The organism is Streptococcus uberis (assembly GCF_900475595.1).
GTDB lineage: Bacteria > Bacillota > Bacilli > Lactobacillales > Streptococcaceae > Streptococcus > Streptococcus uberis.
The window spans coordinates 1,936,907-1,961,082 of the sequence record NZ_LS483397.1; the positions used below are offsets into that span (position 1 = coordinate 1,936,907).

At 34.4% G+C, this 24,176-nt stretch carries 24 protein-coding genes; 7 read left to right on the forward strand and 17 right to left on the reverse strand.

What is annotated here, in order from left to right:
• The first annotated feature begins 80 nt into the window (after nt 1-80).
• Genes DQM95_RS09805 through DQM95_RS09815 form a run of 3 tightly spaced genes read left to right on the forward strand, consistent with a single transcriptional unit; the run spans nt 81 to nt 1,883 of the window.
• Nucleotides 81-407: a PadR family transcriptional regulator gene (locus DQM95_RS09805; protein WP_015912097.1), complete on the forward strand. Its 327-nt coding sequence runs from the start codon at nt 81-83 to the stop codon at nt 405-407.
• Entirely contained in the window at nt 394-978 is a 585-nt protein-coding gene (locus DQM95_RS09810; protein WP_037593078.1) for a DUF1700 domain-containing protein, read from the forward strand. Before DQM95_RS09805 ends, DQM95_RS09810 begins: the two co-directional genes overlap by 14 nt.
• Nucleotides 975-1,883 (forward strand): DUF4097 family beta strand repeat-containing protein, encoded by a 909-nt coding sequence (locus DQM95_RS09815; RefSeq protein ID WP_037593077.1) that lies wholly within the window; start codon nt 975-977, stop codon nt 1,881-1,883. The genes DQM95_RS09810 and DQM95_RS09815 overlap by 4 nt, the downstream gene beginning before the upstream one ends.
• A gap of 37 nt (nt 1,884-1,920) precedes the next feature.
• Here DQM95_RS09815 and DQM95_RS09820 read toward each other — a convergent pair whose 3' ends face one another.
• Nucleotides 1,921-2,277, reverse strand: coding sequence for a DUF1304 domain-containing protein (locus DQM95_RS09820; protein ID WP_037593075.1), 357 nt, complete (start codon nt 2,275-2,277; stop codon nt 1,921-1,923).
• 8 nt (nt 2,278-2,285) lie between these two features.
• Complete coding sequence (locus tag DQM95_RS09825; RefSeq protein WP_111686021.1) at nt 2,286-4,565, reverse strand: YhgE/Pip domain-containing protein; 2,280 nt, start codon at nt 4,563-4,565, stop codon at nt 2,286-2,288.
• 131 nt (nt 4,566-4,696) lie between these two features.
• Between DQM95_RS09825 and DQM95_RS09830 the strand changes: the two genes are divergently transcribed.
• Nucleotides 4,697-5,236 (forward strand): TetR/AcrR family transcriptional regulator, encoded by a 540-nt coding sequence (locus tag DQM95_RS09830; RefSeq protein ID WP_015912102.1) that lies wholly within the window; start codon nt 4,697-4,699, stop codon nt 5,234-5,236.
• Between the two features lie 352 nt (nt 5,237-5,588).
• On the opposite strand, the gene rpsD is transcribed toward DQM95_RS09830, so the two are convergent.
• The 7 genes from rpsD to mnmA all read right to left on the reverse strand — a co-directional run bounded on the left by rpsD (nt 5,589) and on the right by mnmA (nt 14,088).
• Nucleotides 5,589-6,200 (reverse strand): 30S ribosomal protein S4, encoded by a 612-nt coding sequence (rpsD, locus tag DQM95_RS09840; protein WP_015912126.1) that lies wholly within the window; start codon nt 6,198-6,200, stop codon nt 5,589-5,591.
• A 320-nt stretch (nt 6,201-6,520) separates the two neighbouring features.
• The gene (locus tag DQM95_RS09845; RefSeq protein ID WP_015912127.1) at nt 6,521-6,793 is read right to left on the reverse strand and encodes a Veg family protein; all 273 of its coding nucleotides are present in this window, start codon (nt 6,791-6,793) and stop codon (nt 6,521-6,523) included.
• 11 nt (nt 6,794-6,804) lie between these two features.
• A complete protein-coding gene (dnaB, locus tag DQM95_RS09850; RefSeq protein ID WP_015912128.1) occupies nt 6,805-8,166 on the reverse strand; it encodes a replicative DNA helicase in 1,362 nt (453 codons plus the stop codon).
• 34 nt (nt 8,167-8,200) lie between these two features.
• Nucleotides 8,201-8,653 carry a 50S ribosomal protein L9 gene (gene rplI, locus DQM95_RS09855; RefSeq protein ID WP_037593065.1) on the reverse strand — a complete coding sequence of 151 codons (453 nt, stop codon included), beginning with the start codon at nt 8,651-8,653 and terminating at the stop codon, nt 8,201-8,203.
• A complete protein-coding gene (locus DQM95_RS09860; protein WP_015912130.1) occupies nt 8,653-10,623 on the reverse strand; it encodes a DHH family phosphoesterase in 1,971 nt (656 codons plus the stop codon). The genes rplI and DQM95_RS09860 overlap by 1 nt, the downstream gene beginning before the upstream one ends.
• Nucleotides 10,624-10,710: 87 nt before the next feature.
• Nucleotides 10,711-12,612 carry a tRNA uridine-5-carboxymethylaminomethyl(34) synthesis enzyme MnmG gene (mnmG, locus tag DQM95_RS09865; RefSeq protein ID WP_037593063.1) on the reverse strand — a complete coding sequence of 634 codons (1,902 nt, stop codon included), beginning with the start codon at nt 12,610-12,612 and terminating at the stop codon, nt 10,711-10,713.
• Between the two features lie 354 nt (nt 12,613-12,966).
• Nucleotides 12,967-14,088 carry a tRNA 2-thiouridine(34) synthase MnmA gene (gene mnmA / locus DQM95_RS09870; protein WP_037593061.1) on the reverse strand — a complete coding sequence of 374 codons (1,122 nt, stop codon included), beginning with the start codon at nt 14,086-14,088 and terminating at the stop codon, nt 12,967-12,969.
• Nucleotides 14,089-14,294: 206 nt separating this feature from the next.
• On the opposite strand from mnmA, the gene sdaAB reads away from it, so the two are divergent.
• The 3 genes from sdaAB to DQM95_RS09885 are packed head-to-tail and all read left to right on the forward strand — an operon-like array spanning nt 14,295 to nt 16,500.
• A complete protein-coding gene (sdaAB, locus tag DQM95_RS09875; protein ID WP_037593164.1) occupies nt 14,295-14,966 on the forward strand; it encodes an L-serine ammonia-lyase, iron-sulfur-dependent subunit beta in 672 nt (223 codons plus the stop codon).
• A gap of 11 nt (nt 14,967-14,977) precedes the next feature.
• The gene (sdaAA, locus tag DQM95_RS09880; protein WP_037593059.1) at nt 14,978-15,850 is read left to right on the forward strand and encodes an L-serine ammonia-lyase, iron-sulfur-dependent, subunit alpha; all 873 of its coding nucleotides are present in this window, start codon (nt 14,978-14,980) and stop codon (nt 15,848-15,850) included.
• Nucleotides 15,851-15,855: 5 nt separating this feature from the next.
• Complete coding sequence (locus DQM95_RS09885; protein WP_037593058.1) at nt 15,856-16,500, forward strand: HAD hydrolase-like protein; 645 nt, start codon at nt 15,856-15,858, stop codon at nt 16,498-16,500.
• Between the two features lie 12 nt (nt 16,501-16,512).
• Here DQM95_RS09885 and DQM95_RS09890 read toward each other — a convergent pair whose 3' ends face one another.
• The 8 genes from DQM95_RS09890 to yfmF form a co-directional block, all read right to left on the reverse strand.
• Entirely contained in the window at nt 16,513-17,163 is a 651-nt protein-coding gene (locus tag DQM95_RS09890; RefSeq protein ID WP_015912136.1) for a transglycosylase SLT domain-containing protein, read from the reverse strand.
• A gap of 144 nt (nt 17,164-17,307) precedes the next feature.
• Nucleotides 17,308-18,114 carry an energy-coupling factor transporter transmembrane component T family protein gene (locus DQM95_RS09895; protein ID WP_015912137.1) on the reverse strand — a complete coding sequence of 269 codons (807 nt, stop codon included), beginning with the start codon at nt 18,112-18,114 and terminating at the stop codon, nt 17,308-17,310.
• Entirely contained in the window at nt 18,107-18,949 is an 843-nt protein-coding gene (locus DQM95_RS09900) for an energy-coupling factor ABC transporter ATP-binding protein (protein ID WP_015912138.1), read from the reverse strand. The genes DQM95_RS09895 and DQM95_RS09900 overlap by 8 nt, the downstream gene beginning before the upstream one ends.
• A complete protein-coding gene (locus tag DQM95_RS09905; protein WP_015912139.1) occupies nt 18,925-19,764 on the reverse strand; it encodes an energy-coupling factor ABC transporter ATP-binding protein in 840 nt (279 codons plus the stop codon). Before DQM95_RS09905 ends, DQM95_RS09900 begins: the two co-directional genes overlap by 25 nt.
• Nucleotides 19,765-19,766: 2 nt before the next feature.
• The gene (gene pgsA, locus DQM95_RS09910; protein ID WP_015912140.1) at nt 19,767-20,309 is read right to left on the reverse strand and encodes a CDP-diacylglycerol--glycerol-3-phosphate 3-phosphatidyltransferase; all 543 of its coding nucleotides are present in this window, start codon (nt 20,307-20,309) and stop codon (nt 19,767-19,769) included.
• A 9-nt stretch (nt 20,310-20,318) separates the two neighbouring features.
• Entirely contained in the window at nt 20,319-21,362 is a 1,044-nt protein-coding gene (locus DQM95_RS09915; protein WP_037593056.1) for a helix-turn-helix domain-containing protein, read from the reverse strand.
• Between the two features lie 50 nt (nt 21,363-21,412).
• Complete coding sequence (yfmH, locus tag DQM95_RS09920) at nt 21,413-22,696, reverse strand: EF-P 5-aminopentanol modification-associated protein YfmH (protein WP_037593054.1); 1,284 nt, start codon at nt 22,694-22,696, stop codon at nt 21,413-21,415.
• Nucleotides 22,693-23,940 (reverse strand): EF-P 5-aminopentanol modification-associated protein YfmF, encoded by a 1,248-nt coding sequence (gene yfmF, locus DQM95_RS09925; protein ID WP_037593051.1) that lies wholly within the window; start codon nt 23,938-23,940, stop codon nt 22,693-22,695. Before yfmF ends, yfmH begins: the two co-directional genes overlap by 4 nt.
• Nucleotides 23,941-24,176 lie beyond the last annotated feature (236 nt).

Here is a 24,176-nt window from a genome sequence, read left to right on the forward strand (position 1 = left end):
GACTTATTATTTCTTTCATCATATACTTAATGTGTAAAATATTTATATATAAAATTTATATATATTAAGGAGGTAACGATATGTATTTTCCCGTATCAGCTACCTTGATTGAATTTCTCATCTTGTCTATTTTAAAAGACCAGGATTCTTATGGGTACGATATCAGCCAAACCATTAAACTAGTAGCTAATATTAAAGAATCAACACTTTATCCAATCCTCAAAAAATTAGAAAAGTCGGGTTACCTAAAAACATATAGCCAAGAACATCAAGGAAGACAACGTAAGTACTATCAATTAACACAAGAGGGACACTCACATCTTGCTTTTCTTGCTGGAGAATGGCAAAGCTACAAAGAAAATTTAGACGCAATCATTGAAGGGAGTCTACGACATGACAAGAACTGAGTACTTAGCAGAGCTTCAGAATCAGCTCCGAAAACTACCACAGGACGATTTTAAAGAAGCAATGGATTACTTTACCGAATACTTTGATGAAGCCGGACCTGAACATGAAAATCAAGTCATTGCAGATCTTGGCAGTCCAAAAGAAGCAGCAAGTGAAATATTAGGAAGATTACTTGAAGATAACATTGAGATTGAAGATAAAAAGGCGAAACACTATGCTAAAATCATCTGGTTGACAATCCTGTCAATCTTGGCAGCACCCGTCGCCTTACCAATTTTATTTTCCATAATAGCACTTATTCTAGCACTAATAATTGCCATTGCTGCCATCCTATTTTCATTAATCCTCTTAGGGGTTTCATTCTTGGTCAATGGTTGCTATGTCCTTTTCGACAGCTTTACATATCTAGCAACCTCTATCAATTCAACGATACTTAGCTTTGGTATGGGTCTCATCATGATTGGTGGCTCACTATTGGCTATCTTTCTGGGTGTTGAATCTTGCGCTGCCCTTATCCGTGGTGGAGCAGTCTTTATTCAAAAATTGTTAAAGAGAGGTCAGACAGCATGAAAACGTGGAAAAAAACGATTCTTATAACATCACTTTGCTTATTGATTTCAGGTGCTGCCTTAGCAGGTTTTGGCTTTATCAGAGGTGGCTGGTCAGCATTGTCACATTCAAAAGAAGAACCAAAGCATCATACCTATAAAACTCAAGAGCTAAAAAGTTTCGAAAATATCTCCCTCAATTGTAATGTTTCAGATATTACAATTAAAACAGGTAATCAAGATAAAGGCACTATTTCATATTTTGTTGATAAAAGCTATCCGATTAAAATCAATCAGAAGGATAAAACACTTTCAATCACAGAAACATCCAAACTCCTTCAAAACAAAACAACGATTAGGTTTCTAACCTTGCGTAATCTTATAAACATTGATAAAATCGGCAATTTTGGCCTAGATTCAGGATATTCAATTCAAATTACTCTCCCTAAAGGAAGCAAGATTCAAAGTCTTAACGGTAAATTAAAAGTTGGTGAATTACAGATAGAAAAGAGCCATATCCAAACGGCTGATTTTCAATTATCAGCAGGAAATCTTTCAGTCAGTTCTTCTGAACTAATGGATAGTCACCTAATCCTTCAGGCTGGTGATATGAACTTTATTGATAGTCATATTAGTAAGAGTAAATTAAAAGTGAACGCTGGAAATGTTGAAGTTGGATCCTCAAAAATTTCAGATTCACAAGTAAACTTGAGTGCTGGTGATTTTACCGCCTCAGATGTAGCATTTGTAAACAAAAACAGATTGAGCTTAAGCATGGGTGACGCTGACATTCAGTTAAAAGATCATAACTTAGCGATTAAAACAAATAAGGAGATAGGAGACTCCGATATCACTTCAAACTTAAAAACCGATTCTCAGAATCAATTAGAACTCACTAGTAAACTTGGTGATATTACAATAGAATAAACAAAAAAGAGACCTAAGTCTCTTTTTTGTCTCTCTCTTAGAAGAACATACTACTAAGCGCTAAAATAGCTAATCCGCCTTGTTTCAAAAAAATCTTTTTGTCAACAGTCATAGCTCCATAACCAGCAACAACAATGATATAGATTAAAAATAATGCTACAATCTCACTATTTTGAGAAATAAAGAGACCATATAAAAGAAAGATGGCAATCAAACCATTGTATACTCCTTGGTTTTTAAAGAGATTAGCAATCGTTTTATCTCTTAATGATTCTTCACTTAGATGGAATGCCTTTTGAGTGCTAACAGATGATGTCTTAAATGTTTCCAAATACATGATGTATAACTGCTCCAAAGCAGCTAAAGTTGCTACAATTATTAAAATAAGAGACATGTTCTACCTTATCCTTGTTTATTAGGTCTGTAAATTAGTAATCCTAGAATACCAAACCCTACTAAAAATCCTAACAAAATCTTTACTTCATATCCAAAATTGCCACCTAATGAAATGGTTTCACGTAACCCAGAAACAACATAAGACATAGGTAGGTATGGATGGAGGGTTTGGAAGAATTTTCCGGATAATTCAATTGGATAAGAACCTCCAGATGACCCAACTTGTAGCAGAAGCACCAAGAGTGAGGCAAATGCTCCATAGCGATCGTCCCAACCTACAAGGGCAGTAACAAGTGCCATCAAGGCCCAACCACTTAATATAATGAAGGTCAAGGTTTTCAATTCGAAATTGGCTTCAAAACCTAATAATTGAATCGCGCCATATAAAATAAGTGACCCTAAAGTAGAAATAAACCCATTGATAACAAGTTTCTGTTTTGCCCATTCCCATCTATTAGTAACTGTTTTACCAGAAAGTGAATTTGCAAAAATAACATTTGTTGACAAGGCAACTACCATTAAAGAAACAGCAATCATATATGGTGCCATTGCGATACCATTTGTTTTGACACTATCATTATCTTTTTCGGATAATGCCAGAGGTGAAACTAAGGCTTTAGCATTGTCTTCTTTGACACTCACCAAATCAAGTTTCTTAGAGGCTTGCGCTAACGAAACTTGTAAAGTTGACAACCCTGTTGACATATCCGTCAATCCACTTGTCAACTGATTGCTACCGCTTGATAATTTTCCAGCACCACTTGATAATTCACCAGTTTTATCTGATAATTGTTGACTTCCTTCAACCAAAGCAGTAGAATTGGCGTTGAGTTTTGAAGAACCAGTCGAAATTTTAGATAAGCCATCAGAGATAGCCTGATTATTACCAGAAAGTGTTGCTAATCCATTGCTCATTTTACGACTACCTGGCAAGAGTTGGTCATTGACAGCTGAATGAACTGTTGACAAGCCGCTTGCTAATTGTGTCAATGCTACACTTGCACCTGGTAAAGCTTGATTAGACTGCCTTGCAATTTCACTAACACTTGATTGTAATTGACTTAGTTGATCACCATTTGATTGTGTCGACAAGGTTGACAAGGTTGTTTGTAAAGAGCCGACAGTTGTTAAAATGGACTGTGCACTGATACTAGCAGGTGACGACGTATTTGAAAGAGCATTAGTAAGCTCAGCTTGCTGTTCCGGTGTCAAGCTTTTGTATGTCGCAGTAGCTTGTAATGTAGCAAGTTGGCTATTAGAAGCACTTGTTTCAGCAGTTATTATACTTTGAGCAGATGCGGCAATGCTTTGTAAATCCGTTTTGATAGCAGCAAAACTAGTACTGGTTGACGATGACGAACCTAATTGACTGACAGCAGTATTTAAAGATTGGATGGCTGTATTTAATTGTGGTAAGCCTGTTTCTAAAGCCTCAATATTTTGGCTATCACTTGTAGACAAACTTGTTGATGAAGACAGTTGGCTAAGTCCAGAAGTTAATTGATTTGCTCCAGTTGACAACTGAGTAACTGCATCTAAATAGGTTGGTAGCTGCCCTGAAAAGCTCAAAATACCACTATTTAATTGACCAACTCCTCCAGTATAGGCTTGTAAACCCGAATTCAGCTGGCTGGCACCTTGATTAAGTAACTGACTTCCATTACTTAAGGTTAACAGATTAGACGAAAGTTCCTGACTTCCTGATTGAGCACTTTTTGCTCCTTGAGCTAACTGAGCACTTCCACTTGAAGCTTGATTAAGACCATCCTGCAAATGTCTCATACTATTAAAAACAGACGTCGTATAAGTTTGACTGATATTTTTTGAAACAGAACTCTTTAATTTAGTCATTGCTGATTCGCTCATTTTTGAAGCTACCATGCCATGACCTTTACTTGTTTCATAGTTGATAACCATTTTTTCAGGTCTCTCTTCTAAAATGGTTGTTGCTTTTTTTGAAAGGTTTTTAGGTAAGGTAATGACCATATAGTAGTCACCATTCTCTAGACCTTTTTCCGCTTTTTTCGCTGAGACAAAGTGGTAGTCCAATTCTTTATTTTTGGACATGTTGTCTACCATATCTTGACCAATATGAAGTGCATCTTGATTCACATATGCTGTCTCATCATGGTTGACAACCGCAACTGGTAAATCTTTTACTTGACCATATGGATCCCACATTGAACCTAGAAATGATAAATTATATAAGGCAGGAACCAAGGCAACACCAATCATTGTGATGATTAGTTTAGGATTCCTTATCAATGATTTTAATTCCTCTAGCATTTATTTCCCCTTAAATGGACATTCTTTATAAAAAATATGATAGAATATATTATACTCATTACTCAGTAAAACTCAAGAATAAGATCATCATTTTTAGACACATTGTCTAATTGTGTACAATTGGAGAAAATATGAAAGATTGTCGAAAAGAAAATACAAAAAAAGCCATTTTAAATGCCATGGTTCATCTACTAGAAACAGAAAGTTTTGATGATATTACAACAAAAGAATTAGCAGAAACAGCAGGCATCAGTCGATCGAGCTTCTATACTCATTATCGAGACAAATATGAAATGATTGATTCTTATCAACAAATGCTTTTCCATAAGTTGGAGTATATCTTTGATAAAGATTACAAAGACGGTCAACAGACATTTTTAGAAGTTTTTACCTTCCTATCACGTGAAAAACTGCTATCATCTCTCATATCATCCAATGGTACAAAAGAACTACAAAATTTTATCATCAATAAGGTTAGAATTCTCATCTCATCCGAATTGACCGATAAAGTTGCTCTGGAAGGCATGTCACAAACCGAACTTAATTATCAAAGTGTTTATCTTGCATTTGCATTCTTTGGTACCTGTCAATCTTGGATAGCCCGTGGTAAAAAAGAGTCCCCAAAAGAAATGACAGATTTTGTTTTAAAAATGTTGAATCGATCGAAATAAATAAAATAGCTTGAAGACATTTCAAAAAGGCAGTGCATATAGCACCGCCTTTTTGATTTATCTCAATCATTCTTCTTAATCAAACTGGGTTTTCCAATTTGGATCACCATATGCAGCAAAACACATGTTAATTTGTTCTGCTGTATTTGTTCTGTTGCAAGTTGAGGGAGTTGATTCTCACTGAAATATGCTGACTCACTAGTCTCAGAATCGTTTTCAAAGTAGCCACTTAGAATTCTCTTGCATATCACACCTCCAAATCATTCATACCCTTAGTCTAACAAAAGACATACAAAAAGAATACAATCAAAAAAGCCTATTAAATAGGCTTTTAAAGTGTTTAATGTAAGAATTAAAGCATTTTGTTGTAGAACTCAACGACAAGTGCTTCGTTGATTTCTGGGTTGATTTCATCGCGTTCTGGTAAGCGAGTTAATGAACCTTCAAGTTTTTCAGCATCAAATGATACGAATGCTGGACGTCCAAGAGTTGCTTCAACAGCTTCAAGGATTGCAGGAACTTTCATTGATTTTTCGCGAACTGAGATAACTTGGCCTGGCTCAACGCGATATGAAGGAATATCAACACGTTTTCCGTCAACTAAGATGTGACCATGGTTTACAAATTGACGAGCTTGACGACGAGTTGTTGCAAGACCTAAACGGTAAACAACATTATCAAGACGACGTTCTAAAAGGATCATAAAATTGAAACCAAGAGTGCCTTCTTTGATTTTTGTAGCTTGAACGAACAAGTTACGGAATTGTTTTTCACCTAAACCATAAGAAAAACGTAATTTTTGTTTTTCAGCAAGTTGTAAACCATATTCAGAAAGTTTGCTACGGTTGTTAGGACCGTGTTGACCTGGTACGTAGTTACGACGTGCCAATTCTTTACCTGTGCCTGTAAGCGATAAACCTAAACGGCGTGATTGTTTCCATGATGGACCAGTATAACGTGACATAATAAATGTCCTCCTCTAATTATTTTGAGGAAATAACGATTTGAAAAATCCTGATTCGTGCAGGGGGTTTTCGCCTAAACAGCAAAGGTTACTTGATTAGATAACCACCTGTTGACGAGCTTCATATTTTTCTGCTGTTATTTCGCACAAAGTATATTATAACATCTTTAGAAACTTCTGTAAATCATTATCTTAATTTTTCTTCTCTATCAAAGATTGTCTTTTTAACACTTATATTTGATTAATTAGCAAAAGACAGCCCAGAAGGCTGCCATTTGATTTCTTAGCTCAACGAGTAATGAACACAGTGAGCTCTTTATTTAATCTAGATATCTAATTAATGTTTTTTCAGTTAAGATATCAGAATAGGTGTATGACTCGACATAAGTATTATTGTAACCACCTGGTTGATCTACATTATCATTGTATTCAATAATGAATAATGAGCTATAAACTTCAATTAATCGGCCAATTTTGTTCTTTTCTCTTTTACGACCATTTTCCAAAGTAAGTTCAACTAATTGACCTTCGTGGGCCTTAATATCTTCTTTGATTTTCTTCATTTTGGCAACATCTGCAAATGCATCACTCATTTTTATCTCCTCTATCTCTCTTCAAATTGTGCTATGCTTGAAAACTTATTATATTCTTTCTGGAACATTAATTTCACTGTACCACGAGCTCCAGATCTATTTTTCTCAAGTATAACTTCAATAGTATTATCCTCAATGACATCTTCAGGATTTTCACCCTCTTTACGATAGTAATCATCCCTATATAAAAATGCAACAATGTCCGCATCTTGTTCAATTGATCCTGACTCACGGATATCTGATAAAACTGGACGTTTATCTTGCCGTTGCTCAACACCACGGGAAAGCTGGCTAAGTGCTATGACAGGAACTTTCAGTTCTTTTGCTAAAATTTTTAATTGACGAGAGATATCAGAAACTTCTTGTTGCCTATTTTCAGGCTTGGTTCCAGTAATAAGCTGCAAATAGTCAATGACAATAAGTCCCAAGCCACCGTCTACTTCTTGTGATAGTTTTCTTGCACGTGCTCTGATTTCGGTTATCTTAATACCAGGTGTATCATCGATATAAATTGGTGCTTCTGCCAAAGCACCTTGTGCAATTGTAACATTGTTCCAATCTTGATCTGTTAATTGCCCAGTTCTTAAACTATGGGAATCGACCATACCTTCTGCTGCTAGCATACGGTCCACTAGACTTTCAGCTCCCATCTCAAGCGAGAAAATAGCCACAGCTTTTTTTTGTTTAGTTCCGACATTTTGAGCAATATTCAATACAAATGCTGTTTTTCCGACAGCTGGCCTTGCAGCGAGAATGATAAGTTGGTCAGGGTGTAAACCTGTTGTAATCTTATCCAAATCGCGAAAACCAGTCGGTAAACCAGTTACATCTGTAGTTTGTTTAGAACGTATTTCTAGGTTTTCATAATTAATTTTAAGGACATCTGATATTTTCCGAAAACCACTTCTATTGCTGTGTTCATTGATTTCTATTAATGCTTTTTCGGCTCCAGCTATAATTTCTTCCGAATCTGAAGATCCCTCATAAGCTAGGTTTACAGTTTCTGTCAACCTAGAAATGATATCACGAAGCATGGCTTTTTCAGCAACTATTTTTGCATAATATTCGGCATTTGCACTAGTTGGAACACTATTGACTAACTCAACAATATAAGACAAGCCTCCAATATTTTGGAGATCACCTTGATCGTCAAGAATCGTTCGAACAGTCGTAGCATCAATAGCATCATTTCGATCACTGAGTGTAATCATTGCACGAAATATTATTTTATGAGAGTACTTGTAAAAATCATCTGGACTAATAAATTCTCTAACAGTAATTAATTTATCAGGTGAGATGAAAATTGATCCTAATACAGATTGTTCGGCCAATAAATCTTGGGGTTGAACTCTTAACTCTGGGATTTCGGGCAATGGTAACACCTCCTCATCATGCCATCAGACTTTCTTAAGCCTGATCAACCCTCAATTTTATTTCAGCTTTAACTTCCTTGTGTAATTTAACAGGGACTTCTATAAGTCCAATTGCTCTAATAGGATGATCTAGCTCAATGTGTCTTTTGTCTACTGTGATATCAAATTGTTTTTTTAATTCTTCGGATATCTTTTTAGCTGTTATGGAACCAAAGGTGCGTCCATCAGGTCCTACTTTTTCAGAAAAGGAAACTACAGTCTTTTCATCTTCCAAAGCTTTTTTTGTCTCTTTTGCTTCCGCTAAAATTTCAGCCTGAGCTTTTTCTTCAGCTTTTTGCTTTCCTTTTAATTCACCAATAGTTTGACTTGTTGCCTCTTTGGCAAGGTTCTTTTTAATCAGAAAATTTTGAGCATAACCCGTAGGAACCTCTTTAATTTCTCCTTTTTTCCCTTTACCTTTTACATCCTCTAAAAAAATGACTTTCATTATTCTACCTCGTGTGTTTCTTTCATTGTATTTTCAATTGTTTCAATTAATAACTGTCTAACACTGTCAAAATCTTCATTTTCAATTTGGCAAGCTGCTAAATTGAAGTGACCACCACCACCAAGTTTTTCCATAATTCGTTGAACATTAATTTTACTTCGACTCCTTGCCGAAATAACAATTCTATTTTTTTCAGTTCTAACCATCGCAAAACTTGCTTCGATTCCTGCCATTGACAACATCGTATCAGCAGCTTTACTTGCAATAACATTGGAGTAAACTTTATTGTAAATCCCCGTAGCAACCATTATATTATCCAGGATAGTCTCACCTCGTAAAATAATTTCATTAACTTGACGGTATTCATTAAAGTCTGTGGCAGAAATTTGTTGAATCTCAACACTATCACTACCTCTATTACGTAAATAACTTGCCACATCAAATGTTCTGCTTGTAACTCGAGTTGAAAAGTTTTTAGTATCAAGCATTATACCAGCCATCAGAATGCTAGCTTGTATTTTACTAAGTCGTTTTTTATCATTTTGGAATTGAATAAGCTCAGTAACCAATTCCGAGGCACTGCTAGCTCCACTTTCGATAAATGTCAGACTTGCATTTTCTGGAAAATCATCATCTCTCCTATGATGGTCAACAACGATAACATCTTCAAACATTTGGTAGAAGTTTTGTGACAAGGTTAAAGAAACTTTTGAATGGTCAACCATCACTAATAACGAATTTTCAGTGACTAAACGCATTGCCTGATTGACACTTATTAAGCGCGTTTTTCCATCGGCCTGCAAGCGTTCAATAGCACGTTCTATATCGTGTCCCATGTCGTCAGCATCATAAACTGCAAAACTGTTGTCTATGATATTACTAGCAAAGAACTGCATCCCTACAGCGGATCCTAAAGCATCCATATCCAATTTTTTATGACCTACAATAAAAATATTATCAACAGTTTTAATTTTATCTGAAATTGCAGTCATCATGGCTCTTGTTCTGGTTCTAGAGCGTTTGACCGTAGAAACTGACCCTCCTCCGAAATAAATTGGATTTTTTCCATCCTCATTTTCACGGATAACAATTTGATCGCCACCACGAACCAAGGCAATATTCAAATTATCTAAAGCTACTTGACCAATTTGGTTATGATTTTTTTGACCGTATGAAATTCCCATACTTAACGTTAACCTTAATTGTTTCTCAAGAGCCTCTTTTCGAAAGACTTCCAAAATAGCAAATTTATCATCCATTAATTCTTTCAAATTTTGATAATCTGTAAAGAAATAATAGCGGTCCATATTAACACGTCGGTAAAAAATGTGGCGTGTTTCCATAAATTCTGCAATAAAGTTTGCGACAAAGCTATTGATTTTTGAAATATCTGCATCTGTTAAGTTATCGGTAAGCTCATCATAGTTATCTAATGAAATGACACCAATAACTGGCCTTAACATACTAGAATCAATTGTTTGACGGTTACCAATAAAAGCATCAAAAAAGTAAAAGATTCCCGCATTTTCATCAACGTATGATGTGTATCGATTTCCTGAAACTTTAAAGGTTTGTGAAATATCACCTTTACGTTTCTCAGACAAAACAGCCTGGATGACATCTTCTTGGAAAAAACCGTCTTCGTTAGTAAAAATTAATTCTGCGTAGGGATTATACCATTCAATTGCATTATCCTGATCAAACTGAATAACACCTACTGGCATTTTATCCAACAAGGTTTTTAAATTTTCTTCTGTCTGTTCATTCAAAATCTCAATATGATCTTGATCAGATAGTTCATAAATTTTCTTTTGATACCATAATAAGGCCACAACAAATAAAAGCACCAGAAAAATAGCCAAAATAATAAGCATTTTTGACTGCATAATTCTGACACACAGGGCCAATAAACCAAATAATATTAAACCCATCATAACTAAATGTATGGTTTCAAAACGAAATTTTTTCATCCTATAACCTCTTAAGCATAAATTATACCATAAAACAGCCCTGAAATACAGAGCTGTATTTGTGATATATCGTTACATTTTTATGACTTAAGATAACTTTCTTCTAGCTTTGCCATTCCCCTCAATATAGACCATGAGAATGGAGATATCCGCTGGGTTTACACCTGAAATACGACTAGCTTGTCCAATCGTTTCAGGATTAATTTTTTTGAATTTTTGACGGGCTTCTGTAGCAATGGAATCAATAGCATCCCAATCAATATTTTTTGGAATTTTCTTTTCTTCCATACGCTTCATTTTTGCTACTTGATCTAAAGCTTTATTGATATAACCTTCGTATTTGATTTCTGTTTCTAATAGTTCAATGATTTTTGGATCTAAAGTTTCAGCAGCCTGTCCAATAAAGGTCACTACTGTTGCATAATCAATTTCAGGTCGTCTCATAAATTCTTTTGCTGTCATTGCATCAGTAAGTGGTTTAAAACCTAGAGCTTGTACTCGCTCATTGGTTTCCTTAATTGGCTTTAACTTGATACTTTCTAAGCGTCTCATTTCGGTATCAAATTGATTTTTCTTGATTTGGAAAGTCTCCCATCGTTGATCATCTACAAGCCCAACTGTTCTACCAATTTCCGTTAATCTCATGTCAGCATTATCATGACGTAAAATTAAGCGGTATTCAGCCCTCGATGTTAGTAAACGATAAGGCTCAAGTGTTCCCTTAGTCACTAAATCATCAATCATAACTCCGATGTAAGCATCACTTCTTTTGAGAATGAGTTCCGGTTTACCTTGTACTTTCAGAGCAGCATTTATTCCAGCAATTATTCCTTGTCCCGCAGCTTCTTCATAACCAGATGTCCCGTTAGTCTGACCAGCTGTAAAAAGCCCAGAAATAACTTTGGTCTCAAGCGTTGCGCGTAATTGATGTGGAAGGACGATATCATACTCAATAGCATATCCTGTACGCATCATTTCTGCATTTTCCAAACCTTTAATGGAATGTAGAAGTTCTTTTTGAACATCTTCTGGTAAGCTAGTTGAAAGTCCCTGAACATAAACTTCTTCAGTATCTCGGCCTTCTGGTTCTAAAAATAACTGATGACGTTCCTTGTCAGCAAATCGCACAATTTTATCTTCAATTGAAGGACAATAACGCGGACCTACACCCTTAACAATTCCAGAAAACATAGGAGCCCTATAAAGATTTTTAGTGATGATATCATGACTTGTTTGATTAGTATAAGTTAACCAACAAGGGATTTGTTCTTGTAAATAGTCCTCGTCTTTAGATAAAAATGAAAAATGGTTAGGTTTAGAATCCCCAGGTTGTATCTCCGTCTCATCATAATTGATTGAAGAAGCTTTTACGCGAGGTGGGGTTCCAGTTTTAAAGCGACCAATTTCAAGCCCAAGTTTTTTTAAGTTATCTGCCAAAGTTACAGAAGCTAAACTATTGTTAGGACCTGAGGAATATTTTAATTCACCCAGAATAATTTCACCCCTCAAAGCCGTACCAGTTGTAACAACTACAGCTCTTGCAGAAAATTTTTGACCTGTTGCTGTTAATACCCCAACAACTTTACCATCTTCAACTAAGATATCGTCAATTATAGATTGACGGAGAGTCAAATTCTCTTGTTTTTCAACAGTATGCTTCATTTCTCGTGCATAGAGATTTTTATCAGCCTGTGCACGTAAAGCTCTCACAGCAGGGCCTTTTCCTATATTCAACATTTTCATTTGAATATAGGTTTTATCAATATTTTTCCCCATTTCTCCGCCTAATGCATCAATCTCACGTACAACAATCCCTTTTGCAGATCCACCAATGGAAGGGTTACAAGGCATAAAAGCAAGCATGTCTATATTAATTGTTGCCAGTAGGGTCTTACATCCCATACGTGCAGCGGCTAAACTAGCCTCAACCCCAGCATGCCCAGCACCGATGACAACGACATCATAATCTTCTGTAAACTCATGTACCATTCTAACTAACTCTTTCCTTTTCAGATTAACTTTGCCAAATCACAAATGGCAATTAACAAGATAGTTTCACATGAAACAATCTCACGTTAAATTTTAATAATTGCTGATTTTGTAAAAAATTTCCTTAATACCAGAAAATCTTATCTATGCCATATAAAACAAAAATAGCCAAAACCCTCGAAAATTGTACGCCAAAAGACCTACAATTCCCATGAGCTTTGACCATCATCGAAATATGCTACTAATATTTTATCAAACTAGATTTTATTGTCAATGGGAATTTTTTTGAAAGTTGTCAACCTTATTTACATCATTGTAAATAAGATGTAAATATCCTTTTCCTCAAATCTGATTTTATATATATTGACAAGCACCCCCATCTTTAAAAGCCATGTCAATAATACCTCCACCTAAACATTCTTCTGCGTCATAAAAGACAACTGCTTGTCCCGGTGTGATTGCTCTTTGAGGCTCATCGAATACGACTTCCGCGTGCTCACCTTTTACATAGACTGTAACTTTAGAATCTGGTTGACGATATCTAAACTTTGCTGTACATTCTAAGGTAAACTCGCTAGGCATATCTCTTGTAAAGTGAATAACAGAAGCCTGTAAACTTGTTGACATTAGAGATTCATGGTAAAATCCTTGACCTACATATAAAATATTTTTTGATAAATCTTTGCCTACAACAAACCAGGGTTGGTTATCTCCACCATGTTGACCACCGATTCCGAGCCCTCCCCGTTGTCCAATAGTGTAATACATAAGTCCTGCATGTTCACCCATATCACGACCATCGACTGTCATCATTCTACCCTTTTGAGCTGGCAAATACTGGCTTAAAAACTGTTTGAAGTTTTTCTCTCCAATAAAACAAATCCCCGTTGAATCCTTCTTTTTAGCTGTTGCAAGTCCTGCCCGCTCAGCAATTTCACGAACCTCAGATTTTTGTAAATGTCCCAAAGGAAACATCGTTTTTTGTAATTGTTCTTGAGATAGTTGACTTAAAAAGTATGTTTGGTCTTTTCCATTATCAACTCCTCTGAGCATGTGTACAATGCCATCCTCATCACGTCTCACTTGAGCGTAATGACCCGTAGCAACATAATCCGCACCTAGAGTCATGGCATAATCCAAAAAGGCTTTAAATTTAATCTCTTTATTGCACATAACATCCGGATTTGGCGTACGCCCAGCTTTGTATTCCGATAAAAAATATTCAAAGACTCGGTCCCAATATTCTTTTTCAAAGTTCACTGAATAATACGGAATACCAATTTGATCAGCAACTGCCGCCACATCTTTATAATCCTCAGTAGCAGTACAGACACCAAATTCATCTGTATCATCCCAATTTTTCATGAAGACGCCAATGACATCATAACCTTGTTCTTTTAATAAAAGAGCTGTTACTGATGAGTCAACACCGCCACTCATTCCTACAACAACACGAATTTTCGAGTTATCTGACATATAATTCTCCCATCTTTTCGTTTAACGTACGATTTGAAGGTCGTCGTTTTCAAAAGTCGATTTGAAGGTCGATTTTGAAGCGTCTTTTGACGCAAGAACTATTATAACAATTAATCCAATGATTTCCAATATTTACTATTTCTAATAATTCCATTTCTTCATCATTTTGATATAATGAGATGAAGATACTAAACATGGGAGCTTTTATGAAAACACTAAAATTTCAATCTGTTTTTGACATCATTGGTCCAGTAATGATTGGACCGTCAAGCAGCCATACTGCTGGCGCTGTTAGAATTGGAAAGGTCGTCCATTCCATTTTTGGACAGATTCCAGATGAGGTGACTTTTCATCTCTACAATTCATTTGCGAAAACTTATCAAGGTCATGGTACTGATAAAGCACTTGTAGCTGGTATCATGGGCTTTGATACAGATAATCCTGATATCAAAAATTCCTTAGAAATTGCACATCAAAAAGGAATAAAAATTTACTGGGATATTTTAAAAGATAGTAATGCACCCCATCCTAATACTGTAAAAATTACAGTTAAAAAAGGTGATAAATCGATGAGTATTACAGGCATTTCCATTGGTGGTGGAAATATTCAAGTAACTGAGCTAAATGGATTCTCTGTCTCATTATCAATGAATACACCAACATTAATTATAGTACACCAAGATATTCCGGGAATGATTGCGAAAGTAACTGACATACTTTCCGCAAATGATATCAATATTGCTCAAATGAACGTTACACGTGAAAGTGCTGGCGAAAAGGCCATTATGATTATAGAAGTTGATTCACGCAACTGTCAAGATGCTGTAAATCAAATAGAGCGTATTCCTAATTTACACAATGTCAATTTCTTTGACTAGAAGGATGAAAAATGTTTTATACAATTGAAGAACTTGTCAATCAAGCTGTTGAAAAACACAATGGCAGTATTGCTGATTTGATGGTTGCCACAGAGATGGAAACTTCTGGAAGAAGTCGTGAAGATATCCGAGAAATTATGTCACGTAATTTACAAGTTATGAAAGAATCTGTTGTCAACGGATTGACAGCAGATAAATCCATCAGTGGCTTAACTGGTGGTGATGCACTAAAAATGGATACCTATCTAAAATCAGGTAATACCTTATCAGATACAACAATCCTTTCAGCTGTAAGAAATGCAATGGCTGTCAATGAATTGAATGCCAAAATGGGACTTGTTTGTGCAACTCCAACAGCTGGAAGTGCTGGTTGTTTACCAGCAGTTTTATCTACAGCTATAGATAAATTACAGTTAAATAATGATCAACAACTTGACTTCCTCTTTACAGCAGGAGCTTTTGGACTAGTTATTGGAAATAATGCATCAATTTCAGGAGCTGAAGGCGGATGTCAAGCTGAAGTAGGTTCTGCTTCTGCTATGAGCGCTGCCGCACTAGTTATGGCTGCTGGTGGAACTGCTTTTCAAGCAAGTCAAGCTGTAGCTTTTGTTATCAAAAATATGCTAGGACTTATATGTGATCCTGTTGCTGGATTAGTTGAAGTGCCATGTGTCAAAAGAAATGCTCTTGGATCAAGTTTTGCAATGGTTGCTGCAGATATGGCTCTTGCTGGAATCGAATCACAGATTCCCGTTGATGAAGTCATTGATGCCATGTATCAAGTGGGATCTGCTTTACCTACAGCCTTTAGAGAAACAGCTGAAGGCGGTTTAGCAACAACTCCAACCGGAAAACGATTTAGTAAAGAAATTTTCGGAGAGTAACCTATATGAAAGCTATATTTTTTGATTTAGATGGTACATTAGTTGATTCCAGTCAGGGAATATTAAATGCTTTTAAATTCTCATTTGACCAATTAAATCATGATTGTCCCAGTATAGAGGTATTATCTAACTATATCGGACCTCCTTTAGAAACAACATTTTCCAATTTTTTCTCTGACAAATTGAAAGTTGAAAAAGCCATTTCCTACTTTAGAGAGTACTATAAAGACCAAGGCGTTTATCAAGTTCAACTATACCAGGATATTGAATCGGTATTACACACTTTGAATCAAAATAGTCTTCAGTTATTTGTTACCACTAGTAAATATGAACCAATGGCAAAACAAATGCTAAAAAATTTAAAAGTTGATCATTATTTTAAAGGTATTTATGGGTCTACAGCAGACCGTTTTTTGAAAGCAGAAGTTATCAAAACTTGTATTGAAGAAAATAATCTGGATACAATGTATTGCACAATTATTGGTGATACTAAATATGACATGATAGGGGGAAAGTTAACTTCTATCAACACATTAGGTGTTACCTGGGGATTTGGTTCTAAAAATGACTTAATTGATTGTAAGCCTAATTTTATAGCAAATAAACCATTTGATTTACTAGATATTTTAATAAAAAAAAGCATATCTTAAGATATGCTTTTTTTAATAACCCCAAGCTGATAAGCCTTGTGCATTATATGCTGAAATAGCAGAATTGATTTGATCTTGTACAGTTGCAGTTGAACCCCATCCTGGCATTGTTTGAAACAAACCAGAGGCACCAGATGCATTACTTACATATGGGTTACCGTTTGATTCGCGAGCAATAATAGCTTCCCAAGTTGATTGAGGAACACCTGTTGCTGCAGCCATTTGAGCAGCAGCCTGACTACCAATAGCTCCGGCAGTATTTCCATTTGATTGATAATAAGTTACTGGAGTTGCAGCATATTGAGTTGTTGGAACACTAGGCTGAGCTGGTACAACCTGTTGTGCAACCTCAGTTGAAGGTGTCGGTGTTGGTTGAGCAACCTGTTCTACAGGTACTGATTGAGTAGCCACTGAAGTATCAGGTGTAGCTTGTTCTTGACTTGAAGAACTTTGTTCTGTTGATGCTTCAACTTTTTGAGTTGAAGATGATGTTGATTGTGATTTTGTTACATTTTTAACAACTTTAGATTCTGATTTTTTAGCATATGATTCTGTATCTACTTTCTTACTTGAAAAAGCAAAAACAAGAGCTAACAATGCCACTGCAAATCCCAAAATTCCAAAGCTAATATAACGTTTTTTAAAATTTTCTTTTCTAATCATAAATATACCTCTTTTTTCTCCAGATACCATAATAACTAAAATATGTTACTTGAAGATAGAAGTTGTATTAAAAATATTACAGGTAGATTTATTTTATAAGAAATTCTGAACATTTTTTGAAATTAAAACGTTTACCCACTACATTTAGTTTGAAATTGGGCTTTTTAATAAAAATAGTACAACACCTAATATCAGAACAAGATTTACTGCAATTGTATCTTTAAGACGCCAATCCAAAATACGATACTTTGTACGTCCTTCTCCACCTTGATAACCCCTAGCTTCCATAGCTATAGCTAGCGAATCGGCACGCTTAAAACTAGAGGCAAATAAGGGAATTAATATAGGAATTATTGATTTTACTTTTTGAACCAAGTTCCCCTCACCAAAATCAACTCCCCTAGCCTTTTGAGCATTCATAATACGTGTCGTATCATCCATTAAGGTAGGTACAAAACGGAGGCTCAATGAAAGCATTAATCCAATTTCATGAGCAGGAACTTTAAAAATAACTAAGGGCTTCAATAGTGACTCCACAGCATCTGATAGACTTAGCGGTGTTGTCGTCAAAGTCAGTAACGTAGAGAAAAAAATTATTAAAACAAATCTCATAAAGATTAACAAGGCTTGGCTTAATCCCACATTTGTAACTTTAAGAATCCAAAATTGAAATAAGGTATTTCCTTCACTGTTAAAAAACATTTGAAAAAGGGTTGTGAATAAAATAATTCCAATCATTGGCTTTAAACCATTTAAAAAGAAAGAAAGTTTTATATGTGATAAAAAGACAATTATCATTGTAAATACTAACATGATAAGATTTGTTACCAAGTTATTAGCCCAAAAAATAATGATAATATAAATAATCATTGCAAGAAGCTTACTTCTTGGATCCAACCTATGGATAAGGGAATCACCAGGAATGTAACGTCCCAAAATTAATTTATCCATGCTTTATATCCTCTCTCAGCTCACTTAGAGTAATTGGTAAGCGGGAAAAATGTAATCCTTTTTTGGCAAGGCTCTGAGCAAATTTTGTAATTTTTGGGACACCTAATTGTTTTTCTTCCAACAAATCAACCTCTTGAAAGACATCACTTGGCTTTCCTGATAAAACAAGAGAGCCTGCCTCTAAAACATAAACATAATCAGCATAATTAGCCACATCATCCATTAAATGTGTAACTAATACGATAGTCATTCCGTCATGATGTAGTTGTTTAAACAAAGTCATCAATTCACGTCTTCCTTTTGGATCTAAACCAGCAGTTGGTTCATCTAAAACAAGCACTTTAGGTTCCATAGCCAAAATACCTGCAATGGCTACTCTCCTCATTTGTCCACCAGAAAGCTCAAAGGGATTCTTTTCAAATAACTCTTCCGCTATACCTACCAAATTCAATTTTTCACGCGCAATTTTTTCAGCCTTTTCTTTAGAAACACCAAAATTTTGAGGTCCAAATGCAACATCTTTTAAGACTGTTTCTTCAAAAAGTTGACTTTCTGGGAATTGAAAAACGAGCCCTACTGTTTTTCGAATTGATTTAATATCTTTATTTTTGGACTGATTTGTGATGCTTTGCCCATCAACAATGACTTCTCCAGAAGTTGGTATTAAAAGACCATTTAAGAGTTGCATAATTGTTGATTTACCAGAACCAGTATGTCCAATAAAAGCAGTATATGAACCATCTTCAATATCTAATGTCACATCAAAAAGGGCACGTCCTTCAAAGGGTGTCCCTGCTTGATAAGTATAGCTCACTTTTTGGAAATGAATTGCCATAACTGATTCTCTAATTCCTTTTCTGTTAAATAATCTTCCTCCAGATTAAAACCGTCTTCTCTGAATGCATTAATCAAGGATGTTGTAAATGGGATATCTAATCCTAATTGTAAGATTTCATTTCCTCTTGCGAAAAGTTCTCTGGGAGTCGAACTTGACTCAACTTGACCATTTTTCATTACAAGAACACGATCACTTAGTGCGACTTCATCCAAATCATGAGTAATAGATATAACTGTTAATTGATAGTCTTCTCGAATTGACCTTATTGTATTAATCAACTCTAATCTACCTTTTGGATCTAGCATACTAGTGGCTTCATCAAGAACTATAATCATTGGACGCAAAGCAACTGCACCTGCGATTGCAACTCTTTGTTTTTGTCCCCCAGACAATCGAGCTGGTTCACGCGTTTTAAATGCAGACATACCAACTAAATTAAGAGCCTCGTCTACACGCTCTTTCATCTGACTATGTTCAACACCTTTATTTTCTAATCCAAAAGCAACATCGTCTTCAACAGTAGCTCCAACAAATTGGTTATCTGGATTTTGAAATACCATTCCAATTTTTTGTCTGATATCCCAAACATTTTTTTCAGTTAATAGTTCACCATCAACTATAATATTTCCAGATTCCGGAACCAGTAATCCATTTAATAATCTGACTGAAGTCGATTTTCCTGAGCCATTATGACCAATGATTGATAACCACTCTCCTTGTTTCACGTGAAACGTGACATCTTTTAAAGTATAATTATCTTGATCTGTATGATATTTAAAACTAACGTTTTTGACCTCAATAATATTTGCCATTGTTATTTAAAGGTATCTTTAAAAAGAAAACCTGCTCCTTTGAAGTAATCATATCCTGAATAAATGGTGAAGAATAAAGCAATATAAAGGAAAATATTACCTATCAAAGTCAAATGACAAAAAAGAAAAATAATTGAAAACATTTGTGAAACTGTTTTTATTTTCCCTGGCATTGCTGCTGCTAAAATCTCCCCACCTGATTCAACTAGAAGCAGTCTCAAGCCAGTAACAGCTAACTCACGACAAATAATAATAGCTGCTATCCAAGCAGGCACTAAATCCGCTCCAACTAACATGATAAAAGCACTCATAACCAGCATTTTATCAGCTAATGGATCCGCGAATTTTCCAAAATTAGTAACGACACGCCATTTTCTTGCTAAATAACCATCTAAGTAATCTGTAAAACTAGCAACAGCAAAAATAATGGCAGCCACAATATGCCAATGTAATTCTTGAGAAATAGATGTAATTAACAAAAATATTGGAATCATAATAATTCGAATCAGTGTTAAGAGGTTTGGGATATTTTCTTTCTTTGTCATTTTTCTTTCCTATTGTTGAATGCTTAAAGTGATGTAACTAATATCAGAACTTGTTAATGGGGTCAAATCAAGTGGTTGATTGTCAATTTTAATTTCAACACCATGAGGCATTCCTAAAGTTATAATTGACTCTGCTACATCAGCAGATAGTGTAGTTGTATAAGTAGGATTCTCTTTAGTTAAAGTCATTCCAGCTTCACCAATATCAGAATTGGTTAATGAGAACCATAAACTTTCCGCGTCAGTTAAGGTAACAGTTACTTCAACAGTATCTTTTGCTTTTGTAACCGTTGCATTTAAATAGTTATCCTGACCTTGACTAGTTATAATAGTTTGTTTCTCACTAGAACTTGTTTGGGTTGTTTCAGTCGGAACAGTGTCTTTAGCTTTTGACGTATTCGAACTCTTTTTCGTAAAAATACTAGTGATATTATTAATTTTATGTTCTGTCGAAAATTGTTTCCAAACGGCAAAAAAGATAAAAGTAAATACTGCTAGTGCTAGTAAACTTAAGAGTAGTACAGATAGAATGGATTTAGATTTTTTTTCTTCCAGTTGATAGCGGCTTAATCTTGAGATTTCTCTTTTGTCTCTGTCATTTACAACTAAACTCTCAAGTTCTTGTTTTTCTTCAATTTTTATTTGTGAAGAGCTAATTTCAGGAATCGGTGTGACATCCTCAGAAGAATCTATCTGATAGTTTGGCATAGTATCATGAGTTTTTGAAGGAAGTACAAACGATTGATTGTTTTGTCGTCTTTGATATAGTTTCTCTTCAACTTGTTTTGTAACACTATTAATATTTGTGGAATTATTTGAGTTAACTTGTTCCTCATATCTATTTTTTAATAATCCATAATCTAAGCCTACAAATTCTGCATATTGTTTTAAAATATTTTCGAAATTATTTTCAGGAATAATCTTAAATTGATCTAATTCCAATGCTAATAAATAATGTGAGGAGATGCCGGTTTGACTCTCAATATCATCTAAAGTAATTTTTCGTTGAACACGTGTTTCTCTTAGGAATTCACCTAACGTTTGTTCTCTCATACAGGTACCTCTATACTAAAAATATTATGTTCATTATATCAAAATAATGTTTATTTGGGAAAGACAGTAAAATCAGACACTTCAGCAGTATTAAAAAAATCAAATCCAATAGCTAGAATATCTTCCAGACTAAGTCTATTTAAAATATCAGGAATATCAAAATAATTCACATCATCATTTAAAAATAAATGAAATTGATGAATTAATTGGTCAACTGAGTCTAGACTTTGTATAAAATCGCCATAGATTTCCTTTTTCAAAAGGACTAAGTGATTCTCATTAAGGTCTTTTGATTTTTGAAACCTTTCCATTTTTTTTCTGATTTTACTAGACATTGCAATTGGTGCATTAGTTTCTAATGAAATAAGAACAAAAGAAAAATCATGTTGAATTTCAATTTCAATGTCGAAAGAATCATCAATTTTTCCGTCATTGTACCAATCTTGGTAATTTTTTGACGTCCATCCAAATAACATTGCCAAAAATAATTTTAACCCAATTTTGTACTCCAAAATTGGAAAGTTTTGGTTTAATTTTTTTCCTCTGTATCCAACAACTAATTTTGGAGTAATGACGTCCATATCAATCGAATTGGTTTTCACAATTGGATTATATGGTAACTGAGCAATTTTTGCTTGTGGTGGGCGTCTTCTCTTTAATGTTTCTTGACTTGCAAGAATATCTTGAAAAGTCTCTTCAATATTAATGTCACCCATAACGATTAAGGTCATATTGGAAGCATGATAAAACTGGTTATAATTTCGTCTCAAAATTTCTAAACTTATCTCGGTAATGGAGGACTTTGTCCCAGCAATATCATTTGCTAAATCAGAATTTGGAAATAAGTTTTGCAAAATACCGATGTAAGATTGATAATCAGGATCATCTAAATACATATCAATCTCTTGAGCAATGATTTTTTTCTCCTTATCAATTGACTCAGCTGTAAAATGTGCTGAAACTACAAATTCTTGCAGTAGTTTTAGAGCTTCCTTGAAATTATCAGATGCTGAAAAATAGTAAGCTGTTTTTTCAAAAGTTGTAAAGGCATTTACATCTGCACCTAATTTTGTAAAGGCTAAGGAAACATCCTTTCCCTCATTATCTTCAAATACCTTATGTTCAAGAAAATGGGCAAGTCCTTTTGGATTAGAATAGTCTTTACATCTTACTGTAAATAAACTGTCAATAGATCCGTAATCCACTGTCAACATTGCTGACTTTTCAGAATAACCTGGCTTATTAATAAGATATACTTGAAAATCATTTTTTAATTTAGAATAATAAATATCTTCACCAATTGATGGGTAACTAATTTTTCTAAGTTTGCTCAATTATTTCCCTCCAAAAAGTATACGCTTTGTAATTTGATGTGATTAGCAGCCTTGACAATATCCGTTTTTTTCACATGGTTCAATTGTTTCAAAAATTTTTCTGGTGAAAATTCATTATTAATATGACTTGTTGTGTAAAAATTGTCAACTATTGCTTTACAGTAATCTTCCGACTGCTTTATATTGTTCACTAACATCAGTCTAGTTTTTTCAATAAGTTGACTTGAAAATCTTCCCATCTTTAAGTCATTCATTTCCTTTGTTATCAACTGTAAAGCTTTTGTTTTGTCATTCTTATCAATACCAGCAAAAACTTCCATCATTCCTGAGTAAGAATTCATCCGACTTCCAATCGAATAAGCTATCCCTTCCGTTTCTCTTATTTTTGTAAATAATTTCGAGTGCGAAAAAGAGCCAAGCAAACCATTAAGTAAGACCATTGAATGATAATTTTCTTTCATGTAATCAATTGGAATGAAATAAGCAAGTTCTAATATTGATTGATTCAGTTCTTTACTTTCAATTTTTTCTCTAACAACATTGTTATAATCTTGGTGGTAGTAAAAATCTAATTTCTTTTGACGGGGTTCAAAAGGAAACTGATGAAATAACTGCACAACTTTATAGTCATCGAAATCACCTAGAATATAGATATCAATTTGATCTTCTAACAACATACGATGATATTCCTGATAACTTGTGTAGGCTGTTTCCTTTTCAACAAGTTCCTTAGTACCAAATTTAGATAATTTCATATCATCATCATCGTAAAAAAGATCTTTTAACTGTAAAGAACTATAATAGAACGAGTCTTCTTTATCAGTTTCAAGATAATTCATTAGATTATTTTTTTCAATTTCAAAGACCTTAGGTTGATACTGGGCAACAGAAATTAAAGGAGAAAAAATAATACCATTAAGAAAATCAATGACCTCTTCTAACAATTTTTCTCCTTGAAAAGTGTATTGATCTTGAATAAAAGTAATATCAATATCAACAATATGAGTTTTACCTTTTACACTAACATTTGTACTTAAATTTGCTCCATATAGTTGAGCCAATTTTTCTCTAAATTGTTTTGAGGTTGGATATAACTCATTTGCTGTTGATAACATTTGTGCTACTAAAATACGTTTCGCAACTAATTTTTGATTAAAATCTCCTGAGAACCTGAACGTAATATGATTAGTTTTAAATTTTTTAGTCTTTATAAGATGTAATTGGACACCATCAACGAGTTTCATAATATTTCCTTAATATATAAGTCTGATTCTTTAAATTATACCATTTTTATTAATGATGATTAAGACATAGGTACATTTTTACAATCTTGTAAAAATGTAAACATACCATATCAACTATTTTCTAATCTTTTAGATAAATCAAAACATGCTAACAAGATTTTAGTCTAAAAAAAGCCTGAAAAGAGTAATAGAAAAAACTCGAATTCAGGACTTTTATTCTTAAAAATACTGAAAAT

Coding starts and splice junctions, on each gene's coding strand:
- DQM95_RS09805 (WP_015912097.1), top strand. CDS start 81: ATGTATTTTCCCGTATCAGCTACCTTGATTGAATTTCTCATCTTGTCT.
- DQM95_RS09810 (WP_037593078.1), top strand. CDS start 394: ATGACAAGAACTGAGTACTTAGCAGAGCTTCAGAATCAGCTCCGAAAA.
- DQM95_RS09815 (WP_037593077.1), top strand. CDS start 975: ATGAAAACGTGGAAAAAAACGATTCTTATAACATCACTTTGCTTATTG.
- DQM95_RS09820 (WP_037593075.1), bottom strand. CDS start 2,277: ATGTCTCTTATTTTAATAATTGTAGCAACTTTAGCTGCTTTGGAGCAG.
- DQM95_RS09825 (WP_111686021.1), bottom strand. CDS start 4,565: ATGCTAGAGGAATTAAAATCATTGATAAGGAATCCTAAACTAATCATC.
- DQM95_RS09830 (WP_015912102.1), top strand. CDS start 4,697: ATGAAAGATTGTCGAAAAGAAAATACAAAAAAAGCCATTTTAAATGCC.
- rpsD (WP_015912126.1), bottom strand. CDS start 6,200: ATGTCACGTTATACTGGTCCATCATGGAAACAATCACGCCGTTTAGGT.
- DQM95_RS09845 (WP_015912127.1), bottom strand. CDS start 6,793: ATGAGTGATGCATTTGCAGATGTTGCCAAAATGAAGAAAATCAAAGAA.
- rplI (WP_037593065.1), bottom strand. CDS start 8,653: ATGAAAGTCATTTTTTTAGAGGATGTAAAAGGTAAAGGGAAAAAAGGA.
- DQM95_RS09860 (WP_015912130.1), bottom strand. CDS start 10,623: ATGAAAAAATTTCGTTTTGAAACCATACATTTAGTTATGATGGGTTTA.
- mnmG (WP_037593063.1), bottom strand. CDS start 12,612: ATGGTACATGAGTTTACAGAAGATTATGATGTCGTTGTCATCGGTGCT.
- mnmA (WP_037593061.1), bottom strand. CDS start 14,088: ATGTCAGATAACTCGAAAATTCGTGTTGTTGTAGGAATGAGTGGCGGT.
- sdaAB (WP_037593164.1), top strand. CDS start 14,295: ATGAAAACACTAAAATTTCAATCTGTTTTTGACATCATTGGTCCAGTA.
- sdaAA (WP_037593059.1), top strand. CDS start 14,978: ATGTTTTATACAATTGAAGAACTTGTCAATCAAGCTGTTGAAAAACAC.
- DQM95_RS09885 (WP_037593058.1), top strand. CDS start 15,856: ATGAAAGCTATATTTTTTGATTTAGATGGTACATTAGTTGATTCCAGT.
- DQM95_RS09890 (WP_015912136.1), bottom strand. CDS start 17,163: ATGATTAGAAAAGAAAATTTTAAAAAACGTTATATTAGCTTTGGAATT.
- DQM95_RS09895 (WP_015912137.1), bottom strand. CDS start 18,114: ATGGATAAATTAATTTTGGGACGTTACATTCCTGGTGATTCCCTTATC.
- DQM95_RS09900 (WP_015912138.1), bottom strand. CDS start 18,949: ATGGCAATTCATTTCCAAAAAGTGAGCTATACTTATCAAGCAGGGACA.
- DQM95_RS09905 (WP_015912139.1), bottom strand. CDS start 19,764: ATGGCAAATATTATTGAGGTCAAAAACGTTAGTTTTAAATATCATACA.
- pgsA (WP_015912140.1), bottom strand. CDS start 20,309: ATGACAAAGAAAGAAAATATCCCAAACCTCTTAACACTGATTCGAATT.
- DQM95_RS09915 (WP_037593056.1), bottom strand. CDS start 21,362: ATGAGAGAACAAACGTTAGGTGAATTCCTAAGAGAAACACGTGTTCAA.
- yfmF (WP_037593051.1), bottom strand. CDS start 23,940: ATGAAACTCGTTGATGGTGTCCAATTACATCTTATAAAGACTAAAAAA.